Origin of the sequence: Klebsiella sp. JN_Kp126, from assembly GCF_033843325.1 — a bacterium.
GTDB lineage: Bacteria > Pseudomonadota > Gammaproteobacteria > Enterobacterales > Enterobacteriaceae > Klebsiella > Klebsiella michiganensis.
In genome coordinates this window covers 39863-54907 of sequence record NZ_JAWXQV010000089.1, presented here as the reverse complement: position 1 = coordinate 54907, position 15045 = coordinate 39863, and the positions used below count along the sequence as shown (strand labels likewise).

General features: G+C 55.5%; 15 protein-coding genes. 10 read left to right on the top strand and 5 right to left on the bottom strand.

The annotated features are described in order from the left end of the window. The first annotated feature begins 730 nt into the window (after positions 1–730). Positions 731–1138 carry a GNAT family N-acetyltransferase gene (locus SIK97_RS23755; RefSeq protein ID WP_032751795.1) on the top strand — a complete coding sequence of 136 codons (408 nt, stop codon included), beginning with the start codon at positions 731–733 and terminating at the stop codon, positions 1136–1138. 65 nt (positions 1139–1203) lie between these two features. Here SIK97_RS23755 and SIK97_RS23750 read toward each other — a convergent pair whose 3' ends face one another. Both SIK97_RS23750 and SIK97_RS23745 read right to left on the bottom strand, forming a co-directional pair. After that, on the bottom strand, positions 1204–2094 hold the full coding sequence (locus tag SIK97_RS23750; protein WP_004116699.1) for a dihydrodipicolinate synthase family protein: 891 nt from the start codon (positions 2092–2094) through the stop codon (positions 1204–1206). A gap of 147 nt (positions 2095–2241) precedes the next feature. Beyond that, complete coding sequence (locus tag SIK97_RS23745; RefSeq protein WP_032751793.1) at positions 2242–3123, bottom strand: MurR/RpiR family transcriptional regulator; 882 nt, start codon at positions 3121–3123, stop codon at positions 2242–2244. Positions 3124–3451: 328 nt separating this feature from the next. On the opposite strand from SIK97_RS23745, the gene SIK97_RS23740 reads away from it, so the two are divergent. The 8 genes from SIK97_RS23740 to SIK97_RS23705 all read left to right on the top strand — a co-directional run bounded on the left by SIK97_RS23740 (position 3452) and on the right by SIK97_RS23705 (position 10786). Continuing rightward, positions 3452–4942: an MFS transporter gene (locus SIK97_RS23740; RefSeq protein WP_032751792.1), complete on the top strand. Its 1491-nt coding sequence runs from the start codon at positions 3452–3454 to the stop codon at positions 4940–4942. A 50-nt stretch (positions 4943–4992) separates the two neighbouring features. Further along, the gene (locus SIK97_RS23735) at positions 4993–5682 is read left to right on the top strand and encodes an N-acetylmannosamine-6-phosphate 2-epimerase (protein ID WP_032751789.1); all 690 of its coding nucleotides are present in this window, start codon (positions 4993–4995) and stop codon (positions 5680–5682) included. After that, positions 5679–6554, top strand: a complete 876-nt coding sequence (nanK, locus tag SIK97_RS23730; protein WP_032751787.1) for an N-acetylmannosamine kinase — start codon at positions 5679–5681, stop codon at positions 6552–6554. The genes SIK97_RS23735 and nanK overlap by 4 nt, the downstream gene beginning before the upstream one ends. Continuing rightward, entirely contained in the window at positions 6551–7015 is a 465-nt protein-coding gene (gene nanQ, locus SIK97_RS23725) for an N-acetylneuraminate anomerase (protein WP_032751785.1), read from the top strand. Before nanK ends, nanQ begins: the two co-directional genes overlap by 4 nt. 170 nt (positions 7016–7185) lie before the next feature. Continuing rightward, the gene (locus SIK97_RS23720) at positions 7186–8370 is read left to right on the top strand and encodes an MFS transporter (protein WP_025107551.1); all 1185 of its coding nucleotides are present in this window, start codon (positions 7186–7188) and stop codon (positions 8368–8370) included. Continuing rightward, the gene (gene yidZ, locus SIK97_RS23715; RefSeq protein ID WP_025107550.1) at positions 8339–9298 is read left to right on the top strand and encodes an HTH-type transcriptional regulator YidZ; all 960 of its coding nucleotides are present in this window, start codon (positions 8339–8341) and stop codon (positions 9296–9298) included. Before SIK97_RS23720 ends, yidZ begins: the two co-directional genes overlap by 32 nt. Before the next feature lie 146 nt (positions 9299–9444). Beyond that, on the top strand, positions 9445–10182 hold the full coding sequence (locus SIK97_RS23710) for a 4'-phosphopantetheinyl transferase family protein (protein WP_025107549.1): 738 nt from the start codon (positions 9445–9447) through the stop codon (positions 10180–10182). A gap of 37 nt (positions 10183–10219) precedes the next feature. Further along, entirely contained in the window at positions 10220–10786 is a 567-nt protein-coding gene (locus tag SIK97_RS23705; protein ID WP_057173439.1) for an NADPH-dependent FMN reductase, read from the top strand. A gap of 48 nt (positions 10787–10834) precedes the next feature. Here the strand turns inward: SIK97_RS23705 and adeP are convergent, their stop codons facing one another. Further along, positions 10835–12172, bottom strand: a complete 1338-nt coding sequence (adeP, locus tag SIK97_RS23700) for an adenine permease AdeP (protein WP_014839859.1) — start codon at positions 12170–12172, stop codon at positions 10835–10837. 167 nt (positions 12173–12339) lie between these two features. Here adeP and yieH point away from each other — a divergent pair, with 167 nt between their 5' ends. Beyond that, positions 12340–13005 carry a 6-phosphogluconate phosphatase gene (gene yieH, locus SIK97_RS23695; protein ID WP_032718760.1) on the top strand — a complete coding sequence of 222 codons (666 nt, stop codon included), beginning with the start codon at positions 12340–12342 and terminating at the stop codon, positions 13003–13005. 55 nt (positions 13006–13060) lie between these two features. Here yieH and SIK97_RS23690 read toward each other — a convergent pair whose 3' ends face one another. Both SIK97_RS23690 and SIK97_RS23685 read right to left on the bottom strand, forming a co-directional pair. Further along, positions 13061–13783, bottom strand: coding sequence for a glucosamine-6-phosphate deaminase (locus SIK97_RS23690; RefSeq protein ID WP_057173937.1), 723 nt, complete (start codon positions 13781–13783; stop codon positions 13061–13063). Positions 13784–13837: 54 nt separating this feature from the next. Beyond that, positions 13838–15004: an alpha/beta hydrolase-fold protein gene (locus SIK97_RS23685; protein WP_057173936.1), complete on the bottom strand. Its 1167-nt coding sequence runs from the start codon at positions 15002–15004 to the stop codon at positions 13838–13840. Positions 15005–15045 lie beyond the last annotated feature (41 nt).

Sequence of the window (15045 nt, the reverse complement as noted above, 5' to 3'; positions counted from 1 at the left end):
TAATATTAATCTGCAAAAGATTATGAAATAGAACCCCCAACCATCTCAACAGAATATTTCATCCATTATTGGACTTCGCTCAACACCCCGAAAAAAACATCAAAACCACCAAAACATTTTTTAAAAAACAACAAGATATATAAAGGCACTCAACTATCATTTTAAAAGCCCCCTGGTTATCCCAGTTCTAATATGTTCAGGTACTTGCTCGCTTTCTCTTAACACACTACAAAATAACGCTTCACAACATTGCCTTTTTATACAGCCGAGCATCGAGATTCCAGCATCGATCATGGCTGCTCTTTAAATAAAAATTTGAATGCAGGCGGCTCTCAACCATCGCCTATTTATGGGGTCAGGATAAATGCAAAAAAAATATTATACGAGCCTCCAAAGCAGGGGTTCATAACACTCGGGGAGTCACTACTCGTATGCCATATGACGGTAGGTGCTTGTGCCTTGAACAGCGCTTGCTCTGTTCCCGTAGGGGCGAGGTCTTAGGCCGAGTAACAAAGCCAACGCACATGCAACTTGAAGTATGATGGGCATAAACAGATAGTTGCGGAAAAAACACACCCTATCAGCAGGACATCAGGAATGAGATTAAATAAAGCGTACTCACTCGCCTTAACGTCCTGTTAAAGCGGGTTAATTATTTTCCTTTAGCGTCTTCACGGCGTATCGCTTTGTCTATTACCCTTATCGGTACTCCCACTTACCGGATACGACAATGATGGCTGATTACACGTTTATTGATACCGTCCCTACGGCGGAAGATTTTTGTCGCCTGCGCGTCATATCAGGTATGTCGCCACGTCCGCTGGAAGGCGCCCGCGCGGGTCTGCCGCGTAGCTGCTACGGCGTGCATGTCCTCTATGCGGACGTGCCCGTTGGTATGGGACGCATCGTCGGCGACGGCGCGCTGAACTTTGAAATCGTCGACGTCGCCGTGGACCCGGCCCATCAGGGAAAAGGTCTCGGTCGCCAGATCATGCAGAAAATCGTCTCCTGGCTGGATGAAAACGCGGTTAAAGGGGCATACGTCTCGCTGGTGGCGGATGTTCCCGAACTGTACGCCAAATTTGGGTTTTCCTGCGTCAGGCCAGAAAGTGAAGGTATGGCAAAGATCTGGAAATAACTTCGCTGGTAAAGAAGCATCCGGGGATGCGGTATCCCGCGGATGCCAGTCGATGCACTTAGCGATTAAATAAAATCGGCAGCGCGAAAAGCATCCAGAGCGACGCGCTTTTGCTCGCTGGTCATCGGGCGCAGCGGGCGGCGCGGATCGCCGACGTCAATACCGTGCAGCTGCATCGCCAGCTTCCCGGCCGCAACGCCGCCGTACTGAACCAGAACGCGAATAATTGCGATGACCTTATCCATACAGGCAGCAACATCCTGATGGTCTCCCCGGTTAAAGCTGTCGATCAGACGATGATAGAGCGGCGCCGCATAGTTATAAGTACTGCCAACCGCGCCGACGGCGCCGCAGGCCAAGCCTGCGGGTAAAAACTCATCCACGCCGAACGGAATATCGAACTGGCGATTGTTGACGCGCAGGCAGCGCTGGAACTCATACATATCCGCGGAGTTAAACTTCATACCGGACAGGTTCGGGATTTTATCCGCTGCAGCGATCAGGAACTGCTCCATATCCAGGCTCAAACCCGACATGCCGGAGTGGTAGTAATAGAAGCCTTTTGACGGCGCGGCGGCGGCGATAATACGGCAATATTCCACCAGATCGTCGACGGTTGACGGTTTGAAGAAGCACGGTCCGATGACCGAGGTGGCAAAAATATCCAGGGTTTCAGCATGACGGCTGAGCTCCAGCGCATCGGCGATGCTGAGAGCCCCGGTGTGTAGCGTTATGCTTAATTGTCCCTGGCTTGCCGCGACCCAGCGCTCGGCAATTTTTTTACGCTCTTCTACGGAACAGTGGATGCCTTCTCCGGTCGTCCCGCAGACGTAAGCACCTTTAACGCCCTGCGCAATCAGATGCTCGGCAATCCGATCGATAACGGGATAGTTGACTTCGCCGTTGGCATCAAAAGGCGTATGGGGGGCGGCAATAAGACCTGTTAACTTTGTCATGTAATCCTCGAATGGTGTTTTTCTTCTTAACTTAATTAATTTTGAAGTATTACTCCATCCTAGGGGCTAACGATGCCGGTTGCAACAGGATACCGGCAGGGGGAAAAACGGGAGTATCAGATTGTGACGAATCGCACTAAATTCGCTCTACTTGAGCATGGACAGAGCATCCATCGTCCGCAGTTTATTCGCGCGGGCGGCTTCCGGGTCTCTTTGCACCAGCAGCGTATAAATGAGATCCAGTACGAAGAGCTGCGCCGTTTTAGTCCCTATGGAGTCACCCTGCAGGCGTCCCTGTCGGTTGCCGTTAATGAGCGTAATATCAGCGACTTTACTCAATGGCGATCCGAGATTATGCGTTAAGGCGACGGTGGTGGCTCCAGCCTGCCTTGCCAGATCGAGGGCGTGCGCGGTTTCCGGCGAATGTCCGGAGTGGCTGATGCCGATGGCGACATCACCGGCCTTGAGCAGCGCGGCCTGCATATACATAAAGTGATTATTTGTTAAGGCATCGACGCGCAGCCCGATTCGCATCAGCTTATGCTTCATCTCCTCGGCGGTCAGCCCGGAAGCGCCAACGCCAAAGATATAGGCGCAATTACAGGTATGCAGCGCCTCCACGACCCGTTCCACCTGCTCCATATCCAGCAGATTTAGCGTTTCCGAAAGCACGGTCGAGATGGCGCCCTGGAGCTTCAGGCCGATGGTGTGCGCATCGTCGGTTTTCTGAATTTCAGCCTCCAGCAGCGTGCTATTGTCATCGCTATCGTTCATGGCCAGCTCAATGGCCAGCTCCATTTTGAAGTTCTGAAAACCTTTATAGCCCAGCTGTCGACAGAAACGGATCACCGATGCTTCGCCCGCGTTCACTTCCTCTGAGAGATCGGCAATCGAAAGCTGAGTCACCTTATGCGGGGAAGCGATTACATACTGCGCGATGCTTTTCCCGACGCGGGTCATACTGCTTTGCATCGCCCCCAGGGTATCAAGTATTTTCCCGGCTTTGACCGGCGAAATCGGAGTCGTCATCTCTTCCCTACTGTTTACGCGATTATCAGGCGCTCATGATGGAGGACAGTTCAGCGCCAGGCAATATGGTTTTTTAAAAAACGCCGTGGTGACGCGGCTATCCCCGGCGCGGCAAAAACATATTACGTCTCATCGCGTGAGTCAGATCGCCTTTTTTCATTCCCCCTCGCCTGTGACCATGATCTTGTTCACATATCTCATGCAAAGCCCTTGTGGTGTTTAACTTCTAAAAAATACATTAATTGGAGTTTAACTTCATTTGGGTGCGCGACACCCTGCTTTTTTTTGGCCCTACAGCATAAAAACGTTGCTCATCACAGGAGAGCATATGAGTGAAATAATAAGTACCAAACCATGGTATAAGCACCTCAATAAATCGCAGTGGCGGGCGTTTTCCGCAGCCTGGCTGGGCTATTTACTGGATGGTTTTGATTTCGTTTTAATTGCTTTGGTGCTTACCGAAGTACAAAGCGAATTCCAGCTCACCACGGTACAGGCGGCGAGTATTATCTCGGCGGCGTTTATCTCCCGCTGGTTCGGCGGCTTACTGCTGGGGGCGATGGGTGACCGCTATGGCCGCCGCCTCGCGATGGTCAGCAGTATTATTCTTTTCTCCGTCGGTACGCTGGCCTGCGGCTTTGCGCCCGGATACACCTCCATGTTTATCGCCCGTATGGTGATTGGAATGGGAATGGCCGGAGAGTACGGCTCCAGTGCCACCTATGTGATTGAAAGCTGGCCAAAACACTTGCGAAATAAAGCCAGCGGCTTCCTGATTTCCGGCTTTTCCGTCGGCGCCGTCGTGGCGGCGCAGGTTTACAGTCTGGTGGTCCCCTTATGGGGCTGGCGCGCGTTGTTCTTCCTCGGCATTCTGCCGATTATTTTCGCGCTGTGGCTGCGTAAAAATATACCGGAAACGGAAGACTGGACAGAGCGCCAGACGAAGAAAACGCCGGTGCGGACGATGGTGGATATCCTCTATCGCGGTAAATATCGCGCCATGAATATGTTGATGACGCTGGCCGCAACGGCGGCGCTATGGTTCTGCTTCGCCGGAAACCTGCACAATCCGCTCGTGGTGATTGCGCTGGCGCTCGTCTGCACCGTTATTTTCATCAGCTTTATGGTACAGAGCAGCGGAAAACGTTGGCCGACCGGCGTGATGCTGATGGTTGTCGTTCTGTTCGCCTTTCTCTACTCCTGGCCTATCCAGGCGCTGTTGCCGACCTATCTGAAAACCGAGCTGGCATACGATCCGTCGACGGTCGCGAAGGTGCTCTTCTTTAGCGGATTCGGCGCAGCCGTCGGCTGCATCGTCGGCGGTTTCCTCGGCGACTGGCTGGGCACGCGAAAAGCCTACGTTTACAGCCTGCTGGCATCGCAGGTCCTGATTATTCCGGTCTTCGCCATCGGCGGCTCCAGCATCTGGGGTCTGGGCATCCTTCTCTTCTTCCAGCAGATGCTGGGTCAGGGGATTGCCGGGATCTTACCGAAACTGATCGGCGGCTACTTCGACACCGACCAGCGCGCTGCCGGTCTGGGTTTCACCTATAACGTAGGCGCCCTGGGCGGGGCGGCTGCGCCGGTCCTCGGCGCGCTGGTCGCGCAGCACATGCATCTGGGTACGGCGCTGGGGTCGCTCTCTTTCGGACTGACGTTTGTGGTGATCCTACTGATTGGCCTGGATATGCCGTCCCGCGTACAGCGCTGGATTCGCCCGGAAGCGCTGCGAACCCATGACGCTATCGATGGTAAACCGTTCAGCGGCGCACTGGTTGGTCATGACAAAGCGAACGCTCCGCTTTGCGATAAACACTAAATTCATGCGCCCGCCGCTGTCGGGCGCAAACGGAAGTAAGGGATAGTGCTATGTCTTTATTTGATGTTCTGGATATTAACGTTAAACAATTGGGTGGCCTCATTGTCTCCTGCCAGCCGGTACCGGGTAGCCCGTTAGATAAACCTGAAATCGTCGCGGCTATGGCGCTGGCGGCGGTCAATACGGGGGCGGTCGCAGTACGAATTGAAGGCCTTAACAACCTGAAGGCGACCCGCGAACTGATTTCAGTACCGATTATTGGCATCATCAAACGCGATCTGCCGGACTCGCCGGTGCGCATTACACCATTTCTGGAAGATGTAGACGCGCTGGCGCAGGCGGGGGCGGATATTATCGCCTTCGACGGTACGGATCGCCCGCGTCCGGTTGGCGTTAAGGCAATGATTGACCGAATTCATCAGCGTGGCTGCGCGGCGATGGCAGACTGCTCCAGCCTGGAGGACGGGACTGAGTGCCACAATCTTGGCGCAGACATTATCGGGACAACGATGTCCGGGTATACCACGGATGCGGTACCTACCGAACCGGATTTCCCGCTAGTGCAGGCGCTGAGCGCCAAAGGATACCGGGTTATTGCCGAAGGCCGATTTAACTCCCCGGCGCTGGCGGCGCTGGCGATAAAGCACGGCGCATGGGCGGTGACCGTCGGCTCAGCCATTACGCGTCTGGAACACATCTGCCAGTGGTACCGCGATGCGCTGACTGAGGCTACGCTATGACCACGCTGGCAATTGATATCGGCGGCACCAAGCTGGCAGCCGCGCTGATTGATACTCAGCATCGCGTGCTGGAGAAACAGACGCTGCCAACGCCAGTCAGCAAAACGCCGGCGGCGCTAACGGAAGCGTTACGCGAGCTGGTTGCGCCTTTCGCAGGCCGGCCCCGGCAGGTAGCAGTCGCCTCCACGGGCATTATTGGTCACGGCATACTAACGGCGTTAAACCCGGATAACCTGGGCGGGCTGGCGCAGTTTCCTCTTAGGGACACGCTGGCGCAGCTAACGGGGCTGCCGTGCCTGGCGGTGAACGATGCGCAGGCGGCGGCCTGGGCTGAATATCACGCTCTGGCTGTCGATGCGTGCGAGATGGTCTTCATCACCATCTCTACCGGCGTGGGCGGCGGTATCGTCTGCCACGGTAAGCTCTTGTCCGGCAAGGAGGGGCTGGCCGGACATATCGGCCATACGCTGGCTGACCCGCGCGGCCCGCGCTGCGGCTGCGGGCGTATTGGCTGCGTAGAGGCTATTGCCTCCGGCAGAGGGATCGCCGCGCTGGCGACGGACGATCTGCAGGGGATGACGGCCAAATCCATTTTTACTCTTGCGCAGAGCGGCCATCCGCAGGCAACGTCGTTAGTCCACCGTTCGGCGCAAACCATCGCCCGGCTGATTGCCGACATGAAGGCCAGCTATAACTGCCAGTATGCCGTCCTGGGCGGCAGCATCGGGCTGGCGCCCGGCTATATTCCCCTGGTTGAAAGATATCTGGCGCAGGAGCCTGCGGTATATCACACCCCTATTGTAGCCGCACACTATCAGCATGATGCCGGGCTGATCGGCGCGGCGTTGTTAGCAGAGGACAAAGCATTATGATTATCGGCGATATCCATCACCCGGAATGCGCAGGACTATCACCCGTTCTGCTTGAGGCCGTGAGGCTGGCCGTTAAGGCCCAGCCGCAGCAGTGTGAACCGGGGAGTTATGATTTGCAGGGCTATGATATTTATATGAACGTCATGCGCTTCGCCACGCAGCCGGCTGAAAGTAAAAAAGCAGAGCTGCACGAAAAATTTATTGATATTCAAATCCTGCTGGAAGGCGAAGAAACCATCCATTACGGCGTGGCCGATAGCGCCCGAGAGTGCGAAACATGGCACCACGAGGAGGACTACCGGCTATGTTCAACCATTGCCAACCAGCAGCAGGTAGTGCTGAAACCCGGTATGTTCGCCATTTTCTTGCCGGGCGAGCCGCATAAGCCGGGCGTGCAGGCCGCAGCGAGCATGGAGATAAAAAAAGCAGTAATTAAAGTTAACCGCGCGCTGCTTGTCTGAGTCACTTCCTTCGTCCGCCAGGTATGCGTCCTGGCGGGATGGCCTCCCGACGCCAAAGCGACGCTTGCTTCGTCACTTTTCCTCCCAGGAAATCGTTGTTGTCCAAATGGCAACTCGTACTCCCGCACGAACCCCACTATTCTGTACCGCATTCTTATGCGAGGGGTTCTATGGCACGCTTTCTTATCTGCAGTTTTGCGCTGGTTCTGCTTTATCCATCCGGCATCGATATGTATCTGGTCGGTCTACCGCGCATTGCGCAGGATCTGGGGGCCAGTGAAGCGCAGCTGCATATCGCCTTTTCGGTTTATCTGGCGGGAATGGCCGCGGCGATGCTGTTTGCGGGTCGTATCGCCGATAAATCAGGGCGCAAGCCGGTGGCGATTTTCGGTGCCGTTGTCTTCATACTGGCCTCCCTTCTCTGCTCGCAGGCGCAGGTCAGCGCCCACTTCCTGGCTGGGCGTTTTATTCAGGGGATTGGCGCGGGCAGCTGCTACGTCGTCGCCTTTGCGGTGCTGCGCGATACCCTCGACGATCGCCGCCGGGCGAAGGTGCTTTCCCTCCTTAACGGTATCACCTGCATTATTCCGGTACTGGCGCCGGTACTCGGCCACCTGATTATGCTGAAATACCCGTGGCAGAGCCTGTTCTATACCATGACAGGCATGGGCGTTCTGGTGGGACTGCTCTCGGTCTTTATCTTGCGGGAAACGCGTCCCACAGCCGCGCCACATGCGGCGATGCAGCAAAATAATGTCCCCGAGTCGCTGCTTAACCGCTTTTTTCTCAGCCGAATTATCATAACCACCCTGAGCGTGACGGCTATCCTGACTTACGTTAACGTCTCCCCGGTGATCATGATGGAAGTGATGGGCTTCGATCGCGGCACCTATTCCATGGCGATGGCGCTAATGGCGCTTGTTAGCATGGTGGTGTCGTTCTCAACGCCGTTCGCTTTGACGCTATTTAAGCCCCGCACCCTGATGCTGACCTCGCAGGTGCTGTTCTTTATCGCCGGCGTGCTGCTGAGCCTCTCCACCAGCCAGACGATGACGATGCTGGGTCTGGGGCTGATTTGCGCCGGGTTCTCCGCCGGCTTTGGCGTAGCAATGAGTCAGGCCCTTGGACCATTCACCCTGCGCGCCGGCGTGGCGAGTTCTGTTTTGGGAATTGCTCAGGTCTGCGGCTCTTCACTGTGGATTTGGCTGGCGGCTATCATCGGACTCAGCGCGATGAATATGCTGATCGGGATACTTATTGCCTGTAGCATAGTGAGCATTGTTCTGATTATGGTCACCTCTCCGGCGCGGGCCGCGCAACGCTATGAAGAAACCCCTGTCGAGTCTCGATCTTAACCTGCTGCTGTGCCTGCAGCTCTTAACCCAGGAGCTCAGCGTCACCCGCACGGCGAAACGGATGAACGTTTCGCCGTCGGCAGTGAGTAAATCGCTGGCCAAACTGCGCGCCTGGTTTGACGATCCGCTGTTTGTCAAAACGCCTCTGGGGCTGTCACCCACGCCGCTGATGAGCAGTATGGAGCAGGATCTGGCGGACTGGATGCAGATGGGTAATCAGATCCTCGATAAGCCTCATCACACCATGCCGAGCGGGTTAAAGTTTGAGCTGGCGGCAGAGTCGCCGCTGCTGATGATCCTGCTGAATACGCTTTCACAGCGGATCTACCAGCGCTATCCGCAGGCGCTGATCCGCCTGCGTAACTGGGATTATGATTCGCTGGATGCGATTATTCGCGGTGAAGTCGACATCGGTTTTTGCGGCCGGGAAACCCATCCTCGCTCCCGTGAACAGCTCAGCCTGCTGCCCTGGTATATCGATTTTGAAATCCTGTTTACCGATCTCCCGCAGGTATGGCTGCGCGCCGATCATCCCGCGCTGAACGAGGAGTGGAATCTGGACACTTTCCTGCGTTATCCGCATATCAATATCTGTTGGGAACAAAGCGATACCTGGGCGCTGGATGATGTTCTGCACGATCTGGGGCATAAACGCACCGTGGCGTTGACCGTCCCGGGTTTTGAGCAGTCGCTGTTTATGGCGGCCCAGCCTCATCATACGATGTTGGCCACCGCCCCGCGCTATTGCCAGCGTTACAATCAACAGCACCATCTGCCGCTGGTTTCACTCCCGTTGCCGCTGGAGCCGTCCCAGCTGGAGAAAATACGCGTCCCCTTCACCCTCCTGTGGCATAAGCGCAACAGCTACAATCCGAAGATCGTCTGGCTGCGAGAAACGCTCAGGCAGCTCTATACTGAACCGCTCTAGCGTTGGATTAGCCCGTCTTGCGCAATAAATTGTAAAATTTATGCAATTTATTGCGCAAGGGGTGATTTCCGCATTAAAACCTGGCAATTCTGAGCGATAATATAATTCGCAATTTCTATCATTGACCATTAATCACGGAGCGACGAATGGCAACGCATTTTGCAAGAGGGATACTCAACACCCGGGAACCGCTATCAACACGCCTGTCAGCGGCCTGTCATCAATCCGCCTGCCGCCTGCCTGAGTACCGACAAAGCCGCTATCGCGCATCACGGTCACTCCTCGCAGAACTCCTCTTTATGCTGTACGGCATCAGCGAACTTCCTGAAATTATTGACGAAGAGAATGGAAAACCCGCTTTCCGCGACGAAAATCTCCCGCGTTTTTCCATCTCCTATGCCGGGAATATTGTCGGCGTCGCGTTATCCACCGAAGGTGATTGCGGCCTGGATATGGAATTACCGCACGCCTCCCGCAGTTTACATGCCTCGCCCGACGCCGACCGCTACGTCTTTAACAGTAATGAGCGGGTATGGATTAGCAACCAGCACGATCCTGATGAAGCGCGCGCTCAGCTTGACGCACTCCGCAAAAGCGTCATGAAACTGACCGGTGAAAACGCCGTTAACCTCCAGCTTCTTCCGGGCTCCGGACGATTACGGACAAGCGGGACGCAGTCAATCGAAGCAGTATGCGATGCCGAAACGGTGCTGGTCTGGTCCATCGCCGCCAGTCCGGATATCGGCCAGCTGAAAGTCTGGGAATATAATGGTAAAGAGGGCTGGCGTAGCCTGCCCGACGCGCAGGCTCGCGCCAGAGAGCCGTCCGCCCGGCTGATGCGTTTCACCCATTTACCGGTAGAAAAAGCCTTCTCCCTCAACTGACCGGATAACCCGGCCATCATGATGCAAAGGAGCAATCATGTCTGATACGTTGAAAGTTGTTACGTTACTCGGAAGTCTGCGCAAAGGCTCTTTTAATGCCATGGTCGCGCGTACCCTCCCCGGCATCGCGCCCGCAGGAATGGCGATTTCCGCGTTACCGTCCATTGGCGATATTCCTCTCTATGATGCCGACGTCCAGCAGGAAGAGGGATTCCCACAAAGCGTTCAGGATATCGCTCAGCAAATTCGCGAGGCTGATGGCGTGGTTATCGTTACACCGGAATACAACTACTCGGTGCCCGGCGGCCTGAAAAACGCCATCGACTGGCTATCTCGCCTGCCGGAACAGCCGCTGGCCGGTAAGCCGGTACTGATTCAAACCAGTTCGATGGGGGCTATTGGCGGTGCGCGCTGTCAGTATCACCTGCGTCAGATTCTGGTATTCCTCGACGCTATGGTGATGAATAAGCCCGAATTTATGGGCGGCGTGATTCAGAACAAAGTGGATCCGCAGGAGGGGAAAGTCGTCGATCAGAGCACGCTCGATCATCTGAGCGGACAGCTTAGCGCTTTTGCCGAATATATTCAGCGGGTTAAAGCCTGATAGACGCCGTCACACTCGCCAGAACGGCTGAGTGTGACGGCGCGGGTATTAATGCGCGTCGATAAACACAATCTTCAGCACAAACAGCAGCGAAACCACAATCACGCATGGGCTGAGATCGCGCAGTCGACCGGTACCGATCTTCATTACGCAGTAAGAGATAAAGCCTAAGGCAATACCTTCCGTAATGGAGAAGCTAAACGGCATCATCACGGCGGTAATAAACGCCGGCACTGATTCGGTTAAATCATCCCACTTCACGCGCGCCAGGCTAGAGGTCATCAGGACGCCAACGTAAATCAGCGCGCCGGCTGCGGCATAGGCCGGGACCATACCCGCCAGCGGCGACAGGAAGATCACCAGCAGGAACAAGAGACCAACGACCACGGCGGTTAAGCCGGTACGTCCGCCTACGGAAACGCCCGAGGAAGATTCAATATAGGCGGTTACGGAAGAGGTGCCGATAAAGGAGCCCGCAACGGACGAGACGCTATCGACAAACAGCGCCTGCTTCATCCGCGGGAACTTACCCTGCGCATCGGCCAGACCAGCTTTATCGGTCACGCCGATCAGGGTACCGGAGGAGTCGAACAGGTTCACCAGCATAAACGAGAAGATCACGCCCGCCAGGCCGAGATTCAGCGAGCCTGCCAGGTCAACATGCCCAATGACCGTCGTGACGCTCGGCGGCATGGATACGATGCCGGTGTAGTGAACGTCGCCCAGCAGCCAGCCCAGCAGCGTGGTAACCACGATAGAAACCAGCACCGCGGCGTGGATGTTGCGGGAAGCCAGAATCGCAATAATAAAGAAGCCAAGAATGCCCAGCAGTACGCTGTGGGACGTCAGGTTGCCGATGCTCACCAGGGTTTCCGGGTTGGCGACGATCACGCCGGCGTTCTTCAGGCCCATCATACCGATGAACAGGCCAATACCGCTGGTGATACCGATACGCAGGCTAACCGGGATATTGGCGATCATCCAGTAGCGTACGCGGAAAATCGTCAACAGCAGCAGGCCAACCGCCCCCCAGAAAATCGCGCCCATCCCGACCTGCCACGGCAGGCCCATTGCCTGTACCACGACAAAAGCAAAGAAGGCGTTCAGTCCCATCGCCGGCGCCAGGGCCACCGGAAGGTTAGCGAACAGGCCCATCATGATGCTGCCGAACGCGGCGATCAGACAGGTTGTGACGAACACGGCGCTGGTATCCATACCCGCCACGCCGAGGATCTGTGGGTTAACAAAAACGATGTACACCATTGTCAGAAAAGTGGTGAAACCTGCAATCGCTTCGGTGCGTGCCGTCGTGCCGTGTTCACGTAGTTTGAACACGCGCTCCAGCAGACCCGGGCCAGATGACTGGCTGGTTTGTTGTTGACTCATTATCGGTTTCCGAACAAAGGAGGGAAAATTCGTCGCTATCCTATACCAAAATGCGACAATAAGGGCGGTTGTGAGATACTTTTTTTCATCGATTTTGCTTATACGGCAACGATTGCGTCTCACTAATCAGCAAGACGAAAACGTTAACTTATTAAAATGGAAACGACATGACCCAACCAGAAGCAGTATTTTTCGACTGTGACGGCACGCTGGTCGACAGCGAGGTGATCTGCTCCCGCGCCTACGTTCACATGTTCAGGGAATTCGGCATTACGCTGGATTTAGACGAGATTTTTAAGCGCTTCAAAGGCGTTAAGCTGTACGAGATTATCGACACCATTAACGCGGAGTACGGCGTTAATCTGGACAAGGCGACCCTTGAGCCGGTGTACCGCGATGAAGTCGCGCGCCTGTTTGATACTGAACTGGAAGTCATTTCTGGCGCACAGGCGCTGCTGGACGCGGTCAGCGTGCCGATGTGCGTGGTCTCCAACGGCCCGGTGAGCAAAATGCAGCACTCTCTCGGTAAAACCGCAATGCTGCACCATTTCCCGGAGCGTCTGTACAGCGGCTACGATATCCAGCGCTGGAAGCCCGATCCGGCCCTGATGCTGCATGCCGCAAAAGCGATGAACGTTAACGTCGAGAACTGCATTCTTGTCGACGACTCCAGCGCAGGCGCGCAGTCGGGGATCGCCGCCGGCATGGAAGTGTTCTACTTCTGCGCCGATCCGCATAATAAGCCGATCGAACATCCGAAGGTGACGACGTTTACCCGCCTCGAAGAGCTACCTGAGCTATGGCAGGCGCGCGGCTGGAATATAACGCGATAAACCTGGAGCGTAGCGCTATCAGGGCGCGTCCCGCCTGCGCTACGCTGAAAGTGGATTACGGTTGACTCAATTCCGCAGCCGCCGCTTTATCAGCCACAATCACCAGGGAAGGATGTAATTTCAGCACCGAAGCCGGAACCCGCTCGCTGACTTCGCCTTCAATCACCTGCCTTAGCGCCTGCGCTTTTGCCGCGCCGCTGACGATAAGCAGCAGGTTTTTCGCCGCCATGACGCTTTTTGGCCCCATCGTGACGTAGCTATCCGGCACCGCAGAGAAGTCGCCGTCCATCTCGCCGTGAGCGACAAGATCCACCATATCGCCGACGATAGAGACTTCCACCGTCGCATCGTGGAAGCGCGTGGTATTCGGCAAATTACCGCAAAAATGGCCGTCAGCGCCGAGGCCCATCACTATCAGATCGAGGCCCCCTTCGTCCTGTAACCGCTGGTCGTGATGCCTGAAGTTTTCATGGCTGAGCGGGTGGATATTCTCTTCAGAGATTTGCGCGGGGGTGAAAAACAGGCTGCGCAGATTGGAAATGGTCACGCCTTCACGATCCTGTCCGCGGAACGGAATCTCGTCAAAGTTGTAATAATGGACCTGAGAATAGAACGATTTACCTTTAACCGCGGCCGTCAGATGTTCATACATTTTCTTCGGCGTACTGCCTGCCGTTATCGCCAGGTTCACCCTGCGCGGCGCGGTGATGTAGCCCAGAACGTGATGGCTGGCGACCAGGCTCATCTCTGCATAATCTTCCGTCACGATTAATTTCATATTGTCTCCCTCAAGGTATTGAAGATAAGGAGCCAGCGAACTGGCTCCTTCATGCTATTTGAACAACTTCTGTACAAATTCGGCGTAGGCGGGACGCCAGACGTCCATTTCATGGTTCAGGCCCGGATACTCATGGTAATCAAAGTTGATTTTCTGCTTCTCCAGCTCCGCTTTCAGCCCGGCGATATCCTTGCCGGTAACCACGTCTTTCTCGCCCACGACGACGGTAAAGTTACGCAGCTGCTTGTTGATCGCCTGTGGGTTGTGTAGCTGCGCCTCGACGCCGGCATCCGGTACCGTGGTTGTCGTTACGCCGCTGAACGTCGCCAGCCAGCCGAAGCTCTCCAGATGGTTCATTCCGGAGACCAGCGCCTGATAACCGCCCTGCGACAGCCCGGCAAGCGCCCGGCCGTCCGCGTCTTTACGCACGTTAAAGCGCGCATCAATCAGCGGCATAATATCGTTCATCAGCTCTTTATCAGCCGCTTTCGCATTCAGCGGATAGAAGGTTTTACGCCGCTCCTGCGGCGGGAAGTTTTCCGCAACCGCGTCAGGAATATCGGTTTCGGTATCCGGCACCACCACCAGCATGGGCTTGATTTTGCCTTCCGCCAGCAGGTTATCCATGATTTGCGGAATACGGCCCTGGTCGATGGCCGACAGTCCGCTGTCGCCAAAACCGTGATAGAAATAGAGCACCGGCAGCGGTTCGCCGGTACCGGTATAGCCTGGCGGCGTCCACACGTAGACGCGACGCTCAGCGTTCAGCGCCTTTGAATGATAGGTCAGGGTTCGTAGCTCGCCGTGAGCGACCGCGCGATCGTCAAGAATGCTGCCGGGGACCAGGATCAGGCTGGTATTCACCTGACGCTGTGGCTTCTGATAGCGGCTACCGGTATCGATGGAACGGAATCCGTCGACATCAAAATAGTATTCGTAGAGATTGGGAGCCAGCGCATCGCTTTTCCATGTCCAGACCCCCTGCTCATCTTTGCTCATATCATGCGAGACAAAGGTATCCGGCGTTGCCCCCGTTACCACGGACACCCGTTTTGCATCCGGGGCAAACAGGCGGAAGGTGATACTCTTATCGGCGTTAACCTGGGTAATATACTGGCTGACCGGGATCGCCGCGCTCGGCGTGGCCGGAAACGGCGCGGCATGAGCGGTAAACGCCGCGCCCGCCAGCGCCAGAGCGAAGTAAATAGCATGTCGTTTCATCGTTAATCCTCTTTAGAATTTTGTCCTGACCGTTGCCAGCC